Source organism: Bacillus sp. TH30 (assembly GCF_016650875.1).
Lineage (GTDB): Bacteria > Bacillota > Bacilli > Bacillales > Bacillaceae_G > Bacillus_A > Bacillus_A mycoides.
The window spans coordinates 404,339-422,393 of the sequence record NZ_JAEKEY010000002.1 but is presented as its reverse complement, the minus strand read 5'-3'; the positions used below and the strand labels follow the sequence as shown (position 1 = coordinate 422,393).

Sequence of the window (18,055 nt, the reverse complement as noted above, 5' to 3'; positions counted from 1 at the left end):
CTGAAGACGAGAAAGAGTAAAATAGTGAGCTGTTCTCCAGAGAGCCGGTGTATTGCTGAAAGCCGGTGTGCAGACGTTATTTGAAAATCATCTCCGAGGAGCCGTGGCTGAATAAAGTAAGCTCGGACGGATGTCTACCGTTACAAAGAACGCGTATATTAGTACGTTGCTAAGTGCTATTAGTGAAAAGCTAATAGAATTAGGGTGGTAACGCGGGTAAACCCGTCCCTACTTCATAGGGGCGGGTTTTTTGTGTGCTTTTAAAACATTCAAAGGAGTGATTGTACATGAAGAAAGTAGATGTAAAAGAGTCAGCTGTAGGGAGAGAAACACGTATTCGTAAGCAGTGGAACGAACAGGGCATTTTTGAACAATCAATTCAGAATAGAGAAGGCGCACAATCGTTTGTGTTTTATGAAGGACCACCAACGGCGAACGGTTTACCACACGTCGGCCATGCACTTGGTCGGGCAATTAAAGATTTAGTAGCAAGATATAAAACGATGGCTGGATATAAAGTGTTAAGAAAAGCTGGCTGGGATACACATGGATTACCTGTAGAATTAGGCGTTGAAAAACAACTTGGTATTTCAGGTAAGCATGAGATTGAAGAGTACGGCATTGAGCCATTTATTCAAAAGTGTAAAGAGAGTGTATTCACATATGAGAAGCAGTGGCGTGAATTTACGGAGAGCATTGGATATTGGGTAGATATGGATGATCCATACGTTACTCTAGAGAATCCATATATCGAAAGTGTATGGAATATTTTAGGGACGATTCATGAAAAAGGCTTGTTATATAAAGGGCATAGAGTTTCACCGTACTGTCCAAGCTGTCAAACATCGCTTAGTTCACATGAAGTTGCACAAGGATATAAAACAGTGAAAGATTTAAGTGCAACGGTTAAGTTTAAAGTAAAAGATAGTGAAAATGAATATTTCCTTGGATGGACGACAACGCCGTGGACACTTCCAGCGAATGTTGCACTTGCCGTACATCCAAATATGGAATACGTTAAAGCGAAACAAGAAGGGTATGTATACATTGTTGCGAAAGAGCGTGTACAAGAAGTACTAAAAGAAAACTATGAAGTATTATCCGTTCATAAAGGCGAAGAATTAGTAAACACATCTTATACAGCACCGTTTCCGATGAAGGAAGTTACAAATGGGTACCACGTAATTGCAGCAGATTTTGTAACTGTAGATAGTGGTACAGGACTCGTTCATATCGCTCCAGCATATGGGGAGGACGATTATAAAGTCGTTCAAAGTGAAGGATTGTCGTTCTTACATGTTGTAGATGAGAAAGGTGAGTATACGGATGCAGTACCATTTCTTAAAGGTAAGTTTGTAAAAGAATGTGACGTTGATATCGTTCGTTATTTAGCTAAAGAAGGTTTGCTATATCATAAAGAAAAATATGAACATAGCTATCCGCATTGCTGGCGCTGTGATTCACCATTACTTTATTATGCAGGAGAAAGCTGGTTAATCCGAACAACTGAGATTAAAGAAACATTTTTACGAAATAATGATTCTGTTAAGTGGTATCCAGACCATATGAAGCATGGACGGTTTGGTAAGTTTTTAGAAAACATGGTGGACTGGAATATTAGCCGGAATAGATATTGGGGAACACCGTTAAACGTATGGGAATGTGAAAGCTGCGATCATCAATTCTCACCGAAAAGCATCGCCGAATTAAGAAAGCATAGTACGAAAGAAACACCTGAAGATTTAGAATTGCATAAGCCGTATGTAGATGAAGTGCAAGTTTGCTGCGAAAAATGCGGAAGTACAATGAATCGTACACCAGAAGTAATCGATGTTTGGTTTGATAGTGGTTCCATGCCGTTTGCACAATATCATTATCCATTTGAAAATAAAGAGTTATTTGAAGAACAGTTTCCAGCAGATGTAATTGCAGAGGGAATTGATCAAACACGCGGCTGGTTTTATAGTTTATTAGCAGTATCCGCACTATATACAGGAAAAGTACCATATAAACGGGTGTTATCACTAGGGCATGTTCTAGACGAGGAAGGACAGAAAATGTCTAAAAGTAAAGGAAATGCACTAGATCCAGTTGATTTAGTAAATCAGTTTGGTGCAGATGCTTTAAGATGGGCTCTACTTGTTGACAGTGCTCCGTGGAATGCGAAGCGTTTTTCTGAAAGAACAGTACTGGAAGCAAAATCTAAATTTGTAGATACGTTAGTCAATGTATATAGCTTCTACGTTTTATATGCAAATTTAGATGAGTATAATCCGAATGAAACCTATGATGTAAAGCGAACGAAATTGGATGAATGGGTATTATCAAGATTGCATAGCACAACGAAAAAAGTGAGAACAGCACTTGATGATTATCAATTTACGAATGCAGCTCGTGAAATCGCGGCGCTTGTAGATGAAGTCAGTAACTGGTACGTAAGACGATCACGTAATCGTTTCTGGGAATCTGGTATGAATCCTGAAAAAGCAGCTGCGTATGAAACGCTTCATGAAGTGCTTGTAACAATTAGTAAATTAATCGCACCATTTACACCGTTTGTCGCTGAGGATATTCATCTGAATTTAGAAGGAAGAAGCGTTCATTTAGCAGATTATCCGGTTGTAAACGAATCACTTATCCAGCCTGAGTTAGAAGCAGAAATGGATGCTGTTTTACAAGTTGTTGAACTTGGAAGAAGTAATCGTAATCAACATTCATTAAAAGTAAAACAGCCGTTAGCAGAACTTGTATTACTAGCGCATAATGAAAATGATATGGATTGGGAATCTTATCGTGATATCATCATGGATGAGCTAAATGTAAAAGCGTTCCATGTTGAACTCGATGAAACGAAATACACGTCCTATCAATTAAAGCTGAATTTTAAAACGGCTGGGCCGAAGTTTGGTAAAAGTGTGAATGCAGTAAATGGCTGGCTAAAACAATTATCAAAAGAAGAAGTACAACACTTTGTATCTACAGAAAGAGCAGTTTACGAAGTAGCACCAGGAGAAGAAGTAGTTGTAACAGCTGAAGATGTATTAGTAGAGAAAGTTGCGAAATCAGGATTTTCAAATACGACTAACGGTCAATATACGGTAATGTTAGATACGAATGTAACGGAAGAATTGTTACAAGAAGGAGTAGCACGTGAATTTATTCGTGCAGTTCAAGAATATCGTAAGCAGTTGAATTTACCAGTTAATTTACGAGTGGATGTAATTCTTGATACAGAAGAAGAACTACAGCAAACGTTAACGAATCATAAAGATTTATTGGAAGAAAACTTACTCGTCAAGCAATTTACATTTGGTCACTTAACGAATGAGGACGATGAACTTTCTTTAGGTGAGACAAAGATCCGAATTAAATTAAACGCGGCTAATTAAAGAAAAAAGGAAGTTGGAATCATTCCAACTTCCTTTTTTGTATGAAGATAAATTAATCAGTTATTTTCCGCATAATCCATTCGATAGGTCCTCTAGAAAAGTTCCTTCGCCATAATACGCTAAATAAAATACTGAAAATGAAAAATGCAGTAGCAAATAATAAAACGAAAAGTAGTGTTTGATGTTCCATACGATTTAATACAATCAATGCGCCAATACCGATAAATACATGACTTACATAATGCGTTAATGTTAATTGTCCTGTTTGTATAATGGAAGTAACAAACCAATTATTTTCATATTTTTCAGCAATGTAGAGGCAAATTATTAATATAGCAATAGCAGATCCTGTAGCGGATGCGACGTATAATATATTGGGTAAAATGGGTCCTGTGTTAAACAAAAATGTAGAGGCTGCTTCACCAATGTATGGGATAAAAAGGTGTGTTAACCCTTTTGATAATAGCTCTATAATTACGGTTACTGTTAAACCCAGTAAGAACAACCAATGTCTAATTTTCCTATTATGAAGATCTAACCTGCCAATTATCATACCGATTAAGAAGAAAGAAAACCATGGGAAAATAGGGTGATAGCCATTAAAAAATAAGTTGCGAAGAAAACCTGTTAAGGTCCAAAAGTCTATATAGTTTATAAATGGGATTGTGCCTCCCCATCCTTCGAAGGCGTTGAAAGTAAGTTGGAGATATTGTGCAGCAATTAAAATAATGATAGAAAGCCATATTAGTATAGTTCTTCGTACAGTAATTAGTAATGCAGCGATGAAAAGGTAAACGCCGTAGTAGTGTAAAATATCACCCGTCCATTCCATTACATACAATAATAATCCTAAAATAAATAAGAATAGTGATCGTTTCCAAATCAATATTCGGCTGGTATTGATTTTTATTTTCTCTTGGCTAGCAACAGATGATTTAGTCATTAAAGTTATGCCAATCCCAGCAAGTATAACAAACAAGGCAGAAGCTCTACCTTCAAAAAGCGTCATAAAGGTTTTTAACAGAGGAGGCCCATTTCCTTCCGCCCCTGTTATCACCATGAAATTAACTAGTAACATTCCAAACATTGCCCACGCTCTAGCAAAATCTAAGCCGAAAATTCGTTTTTTAGTTTTCATACGAATCACTTCTTTCGAATATGCTGTGGACAGCTTCAATCCATATTTGTTTATAATTCATATTTACATCAAACATCATGAAGTTTCCGATATTATCAAGTACTAATGCCAACATATGAGCTTTTGAAACTAGATTTTTATTTTGAATGAGTTGAAGTTCATTTGCTTTTGTTAGGAGTGATTCAAATCCGTTTAAATATTCTGTTTGTACAGTTAGTAATCGATCTTTGTACATATCGTTTCTTGAAGATAGTAATACATATTCTTGTAATACACGATTAAAATAAGGATCTTTCTGTTGTTCGTTTATCATTTTAAAGCCAATTTCAACACATTTCTCAATGAAATTCTCTTTCGTAAACTCTTCTGTATGAAAGAATGAGGAGAACTGCATCGCTGCACATAATTCATTAAAAATACTTTCAATTAATGCATCTTTAGATTTAAAGTAATAATAAATAGATGGCTTGGCAATACCAACTTCTTCAGCAATCATTGTATAGGTCGTTTTGGCAATGCCGTGTCCGGCAAATAGTCGATAACTTGCTTCGACTATGGAAGAGAGTGTTTCTTCACTTTTGCTCATGATAAGTCCTCCTAATAAAAAAGTTACATAAATCGTATCATTCATTAATATTATTTTCAACCTATCGTTAGGTAAAAAATAACTTATTTTTTTACACATTACTTTAAAAAGCATAATGTAAAGAAATTTACAAAAGAAATATATTTCTACAGTATTTTTCTCGTTTTACACATAAATATTGAGAAAATTTCACTTACCCAAAATGTAAAGGTAATAGAATTGTTTGTATAGAATTACTCGTAGATTCAATTTATCTCGTTACTTGTGGACAGTAATAGCTTTATAGGAATGGGGTAAAGGATTCAATTTATTAGGGGGAGTGGTTTTATGTTAAACAAAAAAATGGTGGCAATGGCAATGACTGTGCCATTAGTAATGGGGACGATTTCTACGGTTTCGGCATTGGAAAAACAACAGCAAGTAAAGCTAGAAGCTTATTCACCACAGAAAAAAGCAATTGAATATTTAAAAGGACATGCTACGGAATATGGATTGAAGGCAGACCTTTCAGACTTGCAATATATTTCTACAACAGAAACATCAGTAGCTTCATATGTTAGGTTCCAACAAGTGGTCAATGGTGCGCCTGTATTTTCAAAACAAATTACAGTTACTCTTAACGGAGAGGGAAAAGGCTTACTTGCGGTTTCTGATTATCAGCCTGTTACAGGTGTGAAGGAAGTTACGAAAAAAATTAGTGAAAAAGATGCAGAACAAAAATCGATGGCGTATGTTGGAGGAGAAAGTGAGCAAAACTTATGGGCTCCTACAGAAAAAGAATTCGGATATATTGTTGAAGAGGGAGTCGCTATTCCTGTATATAAAGTGGTAGTCCATTCTAATAATCCATTCGGTGCATGGGAAACATTCATTGATGCGGAAAATGGAAAGTTAATTAAAAAAGTTGATATAAACCGAAAAGCAGAAGGAACAGGAAAAGTATTTTTACCTAACCCTGTCGTATCTAGTGGAAATTTAGCAGGGTTAAAAGATAATAATGATGCAGATTCAACAGCATTAACGAATCAATTGAAAACTGTTACGTTAAAAGGTTTAGATGGTACAGGATTTTTAATTGGTGAGTATGTTACGATTTCTTCAAAAGCGAAGACGAAATCTACAAACTTACAATTTAACTATACACGTGCAAATGATAGTTTTGAAGATGTTATGTCATATTATCATATTGATACATTACAACGTTACATTCAAGGATTAGGCTTTCAAAATATTAATAAACGTTCGATTAAAGTGAATGTAAATGGTACAACTGACGATAATTCATTCTATTCTCCATCAACGAAAGCTTTAACTTTCGGTACTGGCGGAGTAGATGATGCAGAAGATGCTGGCATTATTGCGCATGAATATGGTCATTCTATTCAAGATAATCAAGTGCCAGGCTTCGGAAGTTCACCAGAAGGTGGAGCGATGGGAGAAGGATTTGGAGACTTCTTAGGTGCTACTTATGAAGATGCAGTATCGACAACAGGATACGGGAAAGCATGTATTGGAGAATGGGATGCGACTGCTTATTCTAGTTCAGATCCGACGTGCTTACGCCGATTAGATACGAATAAAGTATACCCGAAAGATATAACGAATGAAGTGCATAATGATGGGGAAATTTGGGCTCAAGGTCAATACGAAATGGCGCAATCTTTTGGACGTGATGTAGCAACAAAAATTATTTTACAATCACATTGGTCATTAACGCCAAATGCGAAATTCCGTGATGGAGCGAAAGCAATTAAGCAAGCGGATGCTCTTTTATACGGCGGACAACACGCGACTGAAATTGATCGCATTTGGGCAGCGAGAGGGATTAGTACGAATTAATATAAAAAGTCGTGGCGTTTAAACGCCACGACTTTTTGATTTGCTTAAGAACTGGTACTGGAAAATTTATTGGTAGCGGTAATAATGTACATATACCGATAAGTTCACTTTACTGCTTCTTTAAAAACAAAATGCTCTTTAAATTTTCTAGATTCAACTTTTTGACCGTTTCTCATGGAGCGGAAAGGATGTTCTTGCCACGTAATGATCACGTCAACCTTATCCGCTTTTGTAGAAACAGGAAAATTAGCGTGTTCAAATCCAGTTTTTCCGCCTGCTAGACGACTTTCTTTTAGGGAAAAGAGTTCATATTTTGTTTTCGTATTTGGTTCATTCCGAAAAACTTCAACTTGTACATTATACACTTCACTTTTCCCAAGATTTTTTACAGAGAAATGATATGTTTGAAATACATCTTTTTTTGGTTGTAACAATTTTTCACTCGTTCTTTTTACTTCATCAATATTTACTTGCCATTGATCAGAATTTTGAGATATTGGTAAGGATTTTGGTGAATAGGCATATGCTTCATTAACTACAACTAAGCATAATAGTAGGAGAAAGAAACTAATTGTTTTTTTCATATGTACACCTCCGATAAAACTGTAATAATAATATGCGTGGGAAACGTGTAATTTATGTAATAAAATGGAAAAACAAGTTCGATTGAAAGAATTTGAGAAGGATAAAACATTTCTAAGCTGTCAAATGATAATTGTATAGAGTTCAATGTTCATATTACATACCTTTAGAAGGGGTCTGTTTAGTGAGAAATCGCAATATTTTTCTAAAAGGGCTTGCGTTTTAGAAAATAAAGAGATAGAATACTCTGTAAATATAAAAAGTGATGATTAGGAAAAGTACATGATGCAAGGGTCTACAGAGAGCAATCGGTTGCTGGGAAGATTGCGATACCGCATGATGGAAAGACACCTGTGAGTGTTGCTTTGAACGTGATAATTAGTAAAAGCAAACGGTACCTACCGTTATCAGGGCTAAGATGGTCATTATGACAATTTGGGTGGTACCGCGGAAAAATCCGTCCCTATTTATAGGGGCGGATTTTTGTATTCTTTGAAAGGAGGTGAGTGACCGTGGATGATGACGATGACAACAATAATGTAAATAAAAATAAAACTATTGGAGGGAAATGTAATGGATCAAATAATGAAGCGTTCACTCACACGAGAATGTACGGAACATGGCGGGAAGGTTGTATTACTACAAGGATGGGTAAAAAAGATTCGTCATCTAGGGAATGTTAGTTTTTTATTATTAAGGGACCGAACGGGAGTTATTCAATGTGTATTAGAAAACGAGTTAGCCGGATATAGAGTTGATGTTGAAAGTGTCGTCCAAATAATTGGAGAAATAGTAGAGACACCGAAAACAGAATTAGGTGTTGAAGTACTTGCACATGAAGTGAAAGTATTAAATGGTGCAGAACCACTTCCATTTGAAATAAATAAAAAGAAGCTACAAGTTGGCTTAGATCAACTGTTGAATGAGCGGGTATTATCATTAAGGCATGAGCGAATCGCGGCGATATTTAAAGTGAAATCTATACTCGTTCAGAGCTTTAGTGAATTTCTGATAGAGAACGATTTCACACGTATATTTACTCCGAAAATTGTTTCGCAGGGGGCAGAAGGAGGCGCGAATGTTTTTAAACTTCCATATTTCCAAAAAGAAGCGTATTTAGCTCAATCACCACAGTTTTATAAACAAATGATGGTAGCCGGAGGACTCGAACGTGTTTTTGAAATTGCTCCTGTGTACCGGGCTGAACATCATAACTCTTCAAGACATTTAAATGAATATATATCGTTAGATGTAGAACTTGGATTTATTCATGATTTTTATGAAGTAATGCAATTAGAAACGGATGTTTTACGATATATGTTTCAACAAGTAGCAAAAAACTGTGAAAAAGAATTACAACTACTACAAATAGAAGTACCTGTCATTACAGAAATTCCTAAAATCACATTGGCAGAAGCGCAAGAAATTTTGAAAATGAAGTATCGGAAAGAATCTCCTGAAGGGGATTTAGATACAGAAGGTGAAAAGTTACTAGGGAAATATGTGAAAGAAACATATAATAGTGAATTTGTATTCATTACACATTATCCGAAAGAAGCGAGACCGATGTATACGATACCGAATAAAGAAAATCCAACTATTACTGATTCATTCGATTTATTATATAAAGGATTAGAAATTACATCAGGTGCACAGCGAATTCATAACTATGACATGTTACTTGCTTCTTTTAAAGAAAAAGGATTACATCCAGAGAAATTTCAATCTTATTTAAATACATTCCGATACGGTTGTCCACCACATGGTGGTTTTGGGATAGGATTAGAGAGAGTTGTATATAAACTTTTAGAATTAACAAACGTACGAGAGGCGAGTGCTTTTCCGAGAGATTGTACACGTCTTATACCATAAAAAAACACCTTCGCGATTATCGCGAAGATGCTTTTTTACTGTTCTTTCATTTTTACATTGAAAGTTTATAAAAATCCTTTTCGACAAAAAAATAATATATCCCTTGACAGTTATAAATATAACCGATATACTTCATATTAATTTCAAAAGAAAATATATTCTAAATATTAAAATGTGTTGAATAGGAGTAGTAAGGTCATGTATTTGTGCAGAGAGCTATGGGTTGGTGTGACATAGTCAAATGACATCCTGAACTCGCCTAGGAGCAGTAAGGTGGAACGGAATCACATTCTTAGTAAATCTTAACGGTTAACCTTCGATATTAGGTTTGTAATCAAACGATTACTACTAAGGTGGATTCATAATGGAATCAATAAGGGTGGTACCGCGTTAAGTAAATGGCTTAGCGTCTCTTTATATAGAGACGTTGGGCCATTTTTTTATTTTATAGAAAAAGAAATGGAGGTTTTATTCAGATTGATCAATAATATTTATTTATTAATATAAAATGATTTTAACAGGAGGAAAATAGGATGAAACAGACGGAGCAATGGACTTCGAAATTAGGTTTTATAATGGCAGCAGCAGGATCAGCAATTGGACTTGGCGCAATATGGAAATTTCCTTATATCGCTGGGAAGAGCGGGGGAGGAGCATTCTTTTTAATTTTTATATTATTTACTGTATTAATTGGATTACCGCTACTTATAGCTGAATTTATGATTGGACGCAGTACACAGAAACAAGCAGTTGGAGCATTTAAAAGTATCGCACCAAATACAGGATGGCACTGGATTGGACGTCTTGGCGTTGGAACTTGTTTTATATTACTTTCATTTTATAGCGTTGTAGGTGGATGGGTTTTAATATATTTTTTCAGGGGAGTAACAGGACAGCTTATTACTCCGGGACAAAATTACGGTTCGTTATTTACTGAAACAATTGGAAATCCGCTTTGGGCTATTACTGGACATTTCGCTTTTATGTTCATTACGATATGGGTTGTATCAAAAGGTGTACAAAATGGAATTGAAAAAGCAAGTAAATATATGCTACCAGCATTGTTCGTTTTATTTGTCGCTCTTATTATTCGTTCATTAACACTGGATAATGCGATGCAAGGCGTGAAGTTTTTCTTACAACCAGATTTCTCGAAGATTACTTCAGAAAGTATTTTATTCGCAATGGGCCAATCATTTTTTGCGATTAGTATAGGGATTTCGATTATGGTTACGTATAGCTCGTATTTAAATAAAAAAGAAAGTTTACCAAAATCAGCAGTTACGATTGTCGGATTGAATTTATTCGTTTCTTTATTTGCAGGTCTTGCTATATTTCCAGCAGTATTTTCATTAGGAATGGAGCCGACAGAGGGGCCGGGCTTACTATTTATTGTATTGCCATCTGTATTTAGCCAAATTCCATTCGGAGGATTGTTCTTAACTGTATTTCTTGCGCTATTTACATTTGCCACATTAACCTCGGCATTTTCTCTACTAGAGACGGTTGTTTCAGCATTAGCAAATGGTGAACAAGAAAGAAGAGCTAAACTTTCATGGATCATCGGTTTCTGCATTTTCCTAGTAGGTATACCATCGGCCTTATCATTTGGAGTATGGAGTGATATTACGATTTTTGGGAAGAATATTTTTGATGCAGTAGACTTCTTATCTAGTAATATATTAATGCCGCTTGGAGCGCTATTCATTAGTATTTTCGTATCATTCAAGATGGAAAAGAAAGTGCTAGAAGCTGAATTTTTTGTAGGTGGAAATTACGGAAAGAAAGTATTTACTTGCTGGGCATTTTTACTTCGGTTTGTAGCACCACTTGCAATAATTATTGTCTTTTTAAATGTAATAGGGATTATTTAATATTAAATGTTATAATATTCGGTAAAAAAGAAGGTGATGATCATAAAAACGAATTTGATTGAAGTTGGGAAATATATGAACATTAGAGGGAAAAAGCTATACGTTGAAACACATGGAAGTCCTAAAAATAAACCAGTATTATTTTTACACGGTGGTCCAGGTGAAAGCTGTTATGATTTTTCATTTCATCAAGCGGAACGATTAAAAGATTCCTTATATGTAATTATGATAGATCAAAGAGGGGTTTGTCGGTCAGAAGTAATTACCGAAGAAGAAACTTTTGGACTATGTGATTTAATTGAAGACTGTGAGGAAATAAGAAAACTACTACAAATTGAGAAATGGTCTGTAATCGGGCACTCTTTCGGTGGATATGTAGCATTGTTATATGCAAGGGCGTATCCAAATTCAATAGAGAAAATAATATTTGAAGGTCCGACTTTCGATTTTGCATTAACAAGTAGGGCTCTATTACAAAGGACAGGAACGTTATTAAAAAAGTATGGAAAAGAAGCGGCAGCAGAAGACTGCTTTGCTTATTCATCTAATAATGCTAGTTCAGAAGAGTTGTTAGAAGCTTATATAAGAGTAAGCGCTGAATTAGAAGAAAAAAGAATGGAGATTTACAATTATAAAAAAGATGAGACAGACGATAGTTTATATAGTGATGAGGAGTGGGAAGTATTTTCAAATCGCTCCAAAATTCATTTTGATAGATTAAAATTAGAGGGAGCATGTCATACGTCATTATTATCTAAAATAAAAGATATACAAAATCCAATGTTATTAATTGTAGGAAAATACGATGTAGTAACGTGTGAAAAACAAATTGAAATATTTAATAATGATGCTTCAAATGGGAAGTATATTGTATTCGGAGAAAGTGGTCATTCACCGCATTATGAAGAAGCAGAGAGATTCGCAGAAACAATCATTCATTTTTTGAAATAAAAAAGAAAGGTGCTTCTAATAATGAGAAGCACCCTTTTTAAATTTCGGGATAAGTGATTGTAATGTTAGGCCATTTGCTTTGCCATTTCTTTTGATTAACTCTTTTGTTGTACATATGTATTCGTTCTTTCGTTTCCAGAAAATGAGGTGTAGGTTTCACTTGTAATGAAAGTACATCTTCTATTCCACATGGAGCTGTTAATATGACATTGTTTTGCTCGTCAAGCGTAACTCCTAAAGCGGTTGCTGTTTCAGGAAATTTAGAAATAGCATCAACAGAAGAAGAGTATGGTGGCATTCCATTCACTACATGCATGCGAGTTTGATTTTTTACTGACCAAGGGATAGAGGCATCCATATTCGCCAGCTTCTGTTTTAATGATTGTTCGTACGCCTCATCTTTATGTAATGGATCATAATAAATGACATCGACATCTGGCGTAGCCGTTCTTACTTCGTAGTTATGTAAAGTATCCCAAATTTTAGAACGGACAAACCCAGCGCAAATCCACCAATCAGGTAGCTCTAGTGATTTTGCCAATTGTAATACATTCATCATCCATTCGTCGTTTTCTATTAAGTGAATTAAATCTTGCTCTGTTTTTATATTCATTGATAAATACACCTTCCTAGTAGATTAATGCATCAGCTCAATAATCCATAAAATCCAGTGAGCACCTGGTACAAATAAAAGTTGTGCTAATAAGGTGCCGAGAAGTCTAGAAATCATTAGCCAACCATACATTTTACTCATAGATTCAGCGCCATTTTCTGATTGTAAAGCACGTTCTGTCAAAAGTGCTATACGTGGATCGAGTAACACTGTTAATAAAATTGTAGCAAAACCATTAACAAGGCCAGAAGCTGTACTTGCATTTGTTGCGTAATCTGGATTTAGAAAAGAAGCATAAAGGGCAGAAAGAACACCTGCTGTATAAATTGCAGTAGCAAACATGTTAATAAGCATAATACGCTTTGGGATACCACCGATACGCAATCTATGAATCATTTCAAATCTTGGAAAGCGCACATATTTTTTTGTGTACTTTAATTTTTGAATGTTATTTGTTTTCATCATTCGAATGAAAGAACCATCTGTTTCAAAGTTTTGAATGACATATCCAAATAGTTTTGTCAAAGTTGGATAAAGAATAATCGCAAGTAATGTACCGATGGAAGCAGATAATAGTACAAGTCGTATAGTATGCTCTAAATTAATAGAAGCATCTCGTTTTGCGTCATCGACAATCCCGCCAATTAAAAAGGCTTGTAGTAAATTTGACGTTCTTGAAATAAGTAATACCATTCCTACGACAGATAAGGCAACGACAATCTTTTTTAAACGAACACCAGCTAATCGAATACTATAAGAACTAGTTTCGACTGCATGGATAACAATTGTGAAAGCCATTATAAAAATTAATGTAATTGACATTTGTTTCACCAGTTTCTATTAAAATAATTGTAACTTTTTTACTTTATCATATCTTTTGTGATTTTGTAACTGAAAGTATAAGGGTTAGAAAAAGTAATTTTCTGAAAAGTTAGATGGTGATAGTATAGTAAAGGGATAAGTAGGAGAATGGCCTTAATGGGGTACATATAAAATCAGTGGGGGAATTAAATATGTATACAACATTTCTATTTGATTTAGATGGAACATTAACTGATCCGAAAGAAGGGATAATCAATGCTGTTCTATACGTGTTAGAAAAAATGGGGATTGAAGAAGTGAATATAAGTGAGTTAGATTCATTTATCGGTCCACCAATTCAACAATCTTTTGCAGATAGATATAATATGAATGAAATAGAAGTAGAACGAGCGGTGTTTTACTTTCGGGAATATTTAAAGCAAAGTGGTTTATTAGAGAATAAAGTATACGATGGAATTACAGCCCTATTGCAAGAATTAAAGGATGCTGGCAATCGTTTGTTTGTAGCAACTTCAAAGCCTACTGTATTTGCGAAACAAGTAATAGAGCACTTTCAGTTAACATCTTTTTTGAAGAGATTGTTGGGAGTAATTTAGATGGGACAAGAATAAAAAAGGAAGAAATAATTGCTCATATTTTACAAAAAAATGAAGAACTCAAAAAAGAAGAAATGGTGATGATTGGTGATAGAGAGCATGACGTAATCGGTGCGAACAGTAACGGAATTGCTTCAATAGGTGTATTGTATGGATATGGTAATGAGATTGAATTGGGTGATGCTGGGGCGATTCATATAGTGAAAGATGTCGAAGAGTTACAAAGCTTTTGTATAGAGAATAGTACGATAAAACTATAGAAATAGAACCTAGAAATCCCTTTATAACATATGACGATGAAATCGTTTTGTTTAAAGGGATTTTACATATGTAATCGAATACTATAATTAGACAATTTTAGCATGAAAAATTTGTAATAAAGTAAAACTTTAATTAGTGGAAGTTTTGTCCATCCGGCACTGATTAACAGCCCTGACCAATCGGGCTGTTACGAGCAGTTGATATCCCGCCTAGCTTCTGCACATTTGCTGAATTTTAAGGTGGGAGTCTTACTGCCCGCAAATAGCGGGATAAAAAGAGGAGGAATGTCATGAAATAAAAGGGTTCGAAATACGAGTAAAAGTTCGTTGTTAAAAGATTGAATTTTCAGTTTAAAAGGAGGGTTATAATTGGAGCTAGTTATTATTTTATTAGCACTTAGTTTACTCATGTTTGTGGCATATAAAGGATTTTCTGTAATATTATTCGCACCGATTTTTGCATTATTTGCGGTATTTTTGACAGAGCCTAGTTTTGTATTACCTTTCTTTTCAAATATTTTTATGGAGAAAATGGTAGGATTTATTAAATTATATTTCCCTGTGTTTTTACTTGGAGCAATATTTGGGAAAGTAGTAGAAATGTCAGGAATCGCTGATTCCATCGCAAAGACGATTGTAGAGTTAGTTGGAGAAAAACGTACAATTTTAGCGATTGTTTTAATGGGAGCTATTTTAACGTATAGCGGTGTTAGTGTGTATGTAGTGGTGTTCGCTATATTTCCGTTTGCGGCTAAGTTGTTTCGACAAGCGGATATTCCAAAACGTTTAATCCCTGGCACAATCGTTCTTGGAGCAGCGACATTTACAATGGATGCGCTTCCTGGATCACCACAAATTCAAAATGTAATACCTACAACTTTTTTTAAAACTGATATTTATGCAGCACCGATACTTGGTATTTTAGGAGCAATTTTTGTTTTAACGTTAGGTTTACTTTATTTAGAGAGTAAGCGTAAGAAGGCAAAAGCAGCAGGAGAAGGGTATTTTGGTTTTAACGATGGGAATTCTGAAATGGCAGCATCTTTGCAATTAGAACAAAAAGATATGCCGATATTAAGCAGTATTGAAATTACAAGAGTACAGCAAGTAATTGCGTTTGTACCACTTATTTTAGTAGGTGTAATGAATAAAGTTTTCACAATCATGATACCAAAGTGGTATCCAGATGGTTTTGATTTCTCAGCTATTGGTATGAAAGCATTTGGAAAAGTTGAATTAAGTGCGGTAGTTGGGATTTGGTCTGTAGAATTGGCACTTATTATAGGGATTTTATCAACGCTTTTATTATATTGGAAACGAGTAGTAACTGGATTTCAAGCTGGATTGAATACAAGTATTGGTGGAGCGCTACTTGCAACAATGAATACAGGCGCGGAGTTTGGATTTGGTGGTGTTATTGCAGCACTTCCAGGCTTTGCAATTATGAGAGATAGCATCTCTGCAACTTTCACGAATCCATTAGTAAATGGGGCAGTAACGACGAATATTTTAGCTGGAATTACGGGTTCAGCATCAGGCGGAATGGGAATTGTGTTAAGTGCGATGGGGGATAAATTTATTGCAGCGGCCAATCAATATGATATTCCATTAGAAGTTATGCACCGCATTGTATCAATGGCATCAGGCGGAATGGATACATTACCACATAATGGTGCAATTATTACTATTCTAACGGTAACAGGATTAACACATAAACAGTCGTATAAAGATATATTCGCTATTACAATTTTGAAAACGATTGCTGTATTTGCAGTCATCGCATTCTATACTTTAACAGGGATCTATTAATACTAGTTAATATACGAAAAGAAAATATTTATTAGATTGATATTTTACATAATAAAATATTTATTGTAACTACTCAGTCACTCTATGAAAAATCGGCAGAAAAGTTTTTTAAGTTGGTCGAGAGAGGACTTGGCTATTTATAGGAGCGGTCAGGGTCTTTCCTGCCACGCGCAAAGTTTTAAAACAAAGAAAGGTAGTAAGGTGTAGGTCCATTTTTATCTTCATGGCAACAATCTATATACTGAAAAATGAAAACAACTTTCTATAGTTAATAAAGGGGCTTATTTTAACTGGAATAATAGACTTTATCAAACTTCTGAATGAAATGCATGGCTGAGTAGTTGCAAATATTTATTATAGATAGAAGGGGTGGAGTACTTGCAAGAAGTTGCTGAGTTTCGTATGCCGAAGTCTGTATTATATGGAAGAAATTCGTTTGAAAAACTAGGGGATCAATCAAGAAAGTTAGGGAAAAGGGCTTTTATTGTCAGTGATACAATTATGGAGAGTTTCGGTTATGTTGAAAGATGTGTGGATCACTTAAATGCGAAAGGGATTACTGTTATTACGTACAATGAAGTAAACACTGAGCCTACAAATTTACACGTATTGGAAGCGTTATCTATTTGTAAAGAAGGAAAATGCGATTTTATCATAGGTATTGGAGGAGGAAGCTGTATTGATGCTGCGAAAGCAGTAGCAGTGTTATATACAAATGGTGGAGAAATTGAAGATTACGTCCAAAAGGATATAGAAATAGAATACAATCCACTACCGCTAATCGCAATCCCGACGACTTCTGGTACTGGATCGGAAGTAACAAGTGTAGCAGTAATTACAAATAAAAAAACAGATGTGAAAATGATGATAAAACATCCAAGCTTTATCCCTCATATTGCTATAATAGACCCGATTTTTACAAGTTCGGTACCACCTCATATTACTGCAGCAACGGGAGTAGATGCATTATGCCATGCAATTGAAGCTTATATTTCTAAAGTTTCACAACCTCTTACAGATGTTCTTGCTCTTTCAGCTATTGAAAGCATTATGAAATATTTACGTATCGCATATGAAGATGGAGATAATATGGAAGCAAGGGAAGCAATGATGATTGCTTCATTACAAGCTGGGATTGCTTTTTCAAATGCATCTGTTACATTAGTGCATGGTATGTCCCGTCCAGTGGGAGCATTATTCCATGTACCACATGGAATATCGAATGCAATACTATTACCTACAGTTTTAGAGTTTACAAAAATGAGTGCAATAAAAAGGTTAGCAGAAGTAGGACGTAGCTTAAACAAAGATTTGTATTCTCATTCTGATGAAGAAGTAGCGAACTACACGATTGCAGAAATTAAGAAACTTTGTTTTGATCTTCGTATTCCTAATTTAAGAGAATACGGAATTGACGAAGTTGAATTTGAAAATGCTATTTCTAAAATGGCGAAAGATGCAATTGCAAGTGGTAGCCCAGGAAATAATCCACGAGTTCCTTCTTATGATGAAATCAAACAGTTGTATCGAGAGTGTTTTAATTATCAATATGAAGATTCTATAAAAACATCAGGACTTTAATTTCAGAATATTATAATAAAATTTCCTTGGAAATAGTTAAAACAAGACTTTATATTTATAAATTTAAAGTCTTGTTTTATTGTGTATAATATACATAATAAAATATTGTTATTGGTTTTGTAAAAATAGTTTAGGTAGGTGTT

Annotated in this window: 13 protein-coding genes, 1 pseudogene and 3 other annotated features (1 of these 17 only partly in view); of the genes and pseudogenes, 9 read left to right on the top strand and 5 right to left on the bottom strand. The window is 35.0% G+C overall.

What is annotated here, in order from left to right:
* Positions 1-233, top strand: a binding site (T-box leader); it begins 6 nt to the left of the window's first position.
* 54 nt (positions 234-287) lie between these two features.
* Positions 288-3,389 carry an isoleucine--tRNA ligase gene (gene ileS / locus JFU20_RS04390; RefSeq protein WP_002012579.1) on the top strand — a complete coding sequence of 1,034 codons (3,102 nt, stop codon included), beginning with the start codon at positions 288-290 and terminating at the stop codon, positions 3,387-3,389.
* A gap of 52 nt (positions 3,390-3,441) precedes the next feature.
* On the opposite strand, the gene JFU20_RS04385 is transcribed toward ileS, so the two are convergent.
* Positions 3,442-4,527, bottom strand: a complete 1,086-nt coding sequence (locus JFU20_RS04385) for a DUF418 domain-containing protein (RefSeq protein WP_002165899.1) — start codon at positions 4,525-4,527, stop codon at positions 3,442-3,444.
* Entirely contained in the window at positions 4,517-5,113 is a 597-nt protein-coding gene (locus JFU20_RS04380; RefSeq protein ID WP_002127173.1) for a TetR/AcrR family transcriptional regulator, read from the bottom strand. Before JFU20_RS04380 ends, JFU20_RS04385 begins: the two co-directional genes overlap by 11 nt.
* Before the next feature lie 327 nt (positions 5,114-5,440).
* Here JFU20_RS04380 and JFU20_RS04375 point away from each other — a divergent pair, with 327 nt between their 5' ends.
* Complete coding sequence (locus JFU20_RS04375) at positions 5,441-6,952, top strand: M36 family metallopeptidase (RefSeq protein WP_002012582.1); 1,512 nt, start codon at positions 5,441-5,443, stop codon at positions 6,950-6,952.
* Between the two features lie 104 nt (positions 6,953-7,056).
* Here JFU20_RS04375 and JFU20_RS04370 read toward each other — a convergent pair whose 3' ends face one another.
* Positions 7,057-7,536 carry a hypothetical protein gene (locus JFU20_RS04370; protein ID WP_002012583.1) on the bottom strand — a complete coding sequence of 160 codons (480 nt, stop codon included), beginning with the start codon at positions 7,534-7,536 and terminating at the stop codon, positions 7,057-7,059.
* A 254-nt stretch (positions 7,537-7,790) separates the two neighbouring features.
* Positions 7,791-8,002, top strand: a binding site (T-box leader).
* A 105-nt stretch (positions 8,003-8,107) separates the two neighbouring features.
* Between JFU20_RS04370 and aspS the strand changes: the two genes are divergently transcribed.
* The 3 genes from aspS to JFU20_RS04355 all read left to right on the top strand — a co-directional run bounded on the left by aspS (position 8,108) and on the right by JFU20_RS04355 (position 12,231).
* Positions 8,108-9,406 carry an aspartate--tRNA(Asn) ligase gene (aspS, locus tag JFU20_RS04365; protein ID WP_201038370.1) on the top strand — a complete coding sequence of 433 codons (1,299 nt, stop codon included), beginning with the start codon at positions 8,108-8,110 and terminating at the stop codon, positions 9,404-9,406.
* Positions 9,407-9,574: 168 nt separating this feature from the next.
* Positions 9,575-9,823, top strand: a binding site (T-box leader).
* Positions 9,824-9,939: 116 nt separating this feature from the next.
* Positions 9,940-11,280, top strand: coding sequence for a sodium-dependent transporter (locus JFU20_RS04360; RefSeq protein ID WP_002165897.1), 1,341 nt, complete (start codon positions 9,940-9,942; stop codon positions 11,278-11,280).
* Between the two features lie 36 nt (positions 11,281-11,316).
* Complete coding sequence (locus JFU20_RS04355) at positions 11,317-12,231, top strand: alpha/beta fold hydrolase (protein ID WP_201038369.1); 915 nt, start codon at positions 11,317-11,319, stop codon at positions 12,229-12,231.
* Between the two features lie 37 nt (positions 12,232-12,268).
* Here JFU20_RS04355 and JFU20_RS04350 read toward each other — a convergent pair whose 3' ends face one another.
* Together JFU20_RS04350 and JFU20_RS04345 are read right to left on the bottom strand one after the other, a co-directional pair.
* On the bottom strand, positions 12,269-12,844 hold the full coding sequence (locus JFU20_RS04350; protein ID WP_002012589.1) for a nucleotidyltransferase family protein: 576 nt from the start codon (positions 12,842-12,844) through the stop codon (positions 12,269-12,271).
* A 24-nt stretch (positions 12,845-12,868) separates the two neighbouring features.
* Complete coding sequence (locus JFU20_RS04345; protein ID WP_002141610.1) at positions 12,869-13,666, bottom strand: lipid II flippase family protein; 798 nt, start codon at positions 13,664-13,666, stop codon at positions 12,869-12,871.
* A 191-nt stretch (positions 13,667-13,857) separates the two neighbouring features.
* On the opposite strand from JFU20_RS04345, the pseudogene JFU20_RS04340 reads away from it, so the two are divergent.
* The 4 genes and pseudogenes from JFU20_RS04340 to JFU20_RS04330 all read left to right on the top strand — a co-directional run.
* Positions 13,858-14,348 (top strand): annotated as a pseudogene (locus tag JFU20_RS04340) (HAD hydrolase-like protein); the annotation flags it as partial.
* Entirely contained in the window at positions 14,337-14,522 is a 186-nt protein-coding gene (locus JFU20_RS30850; RefSeq protein ID WP_483862166.1) for an HAD hydrolase-like protein, read from the top strand. The pseudogene JFU20_RS04340 and the gene JFU20_RS30850, both read left to right, overlap by 12 nt.
* Positions 14,523-14,891: 369 nt before the next feature.
* A complete protein-coding gene (locus JFU20_RS04335) occupies positions 14,892-16,331 on the top strand; it encodes a GntP family permease (RefSeq protein WP_002085897.1) in 1,440 nt (479 codons plus the stop codon).
* Positions 16,332-16,709: 378 nt separating this feature from the next.
* Entirely contained in the window at positions 16,710-17,912 is a 1,203-nt protein-coding gene (locus tag JFU20_RS04330; RefSeq protein ID WP_201038368.1) for an iron-containing alcohol dehydrogenase, read from the top strand.
* Positions 17,913-18,055 lie beyond the last annotated feature (143 nt).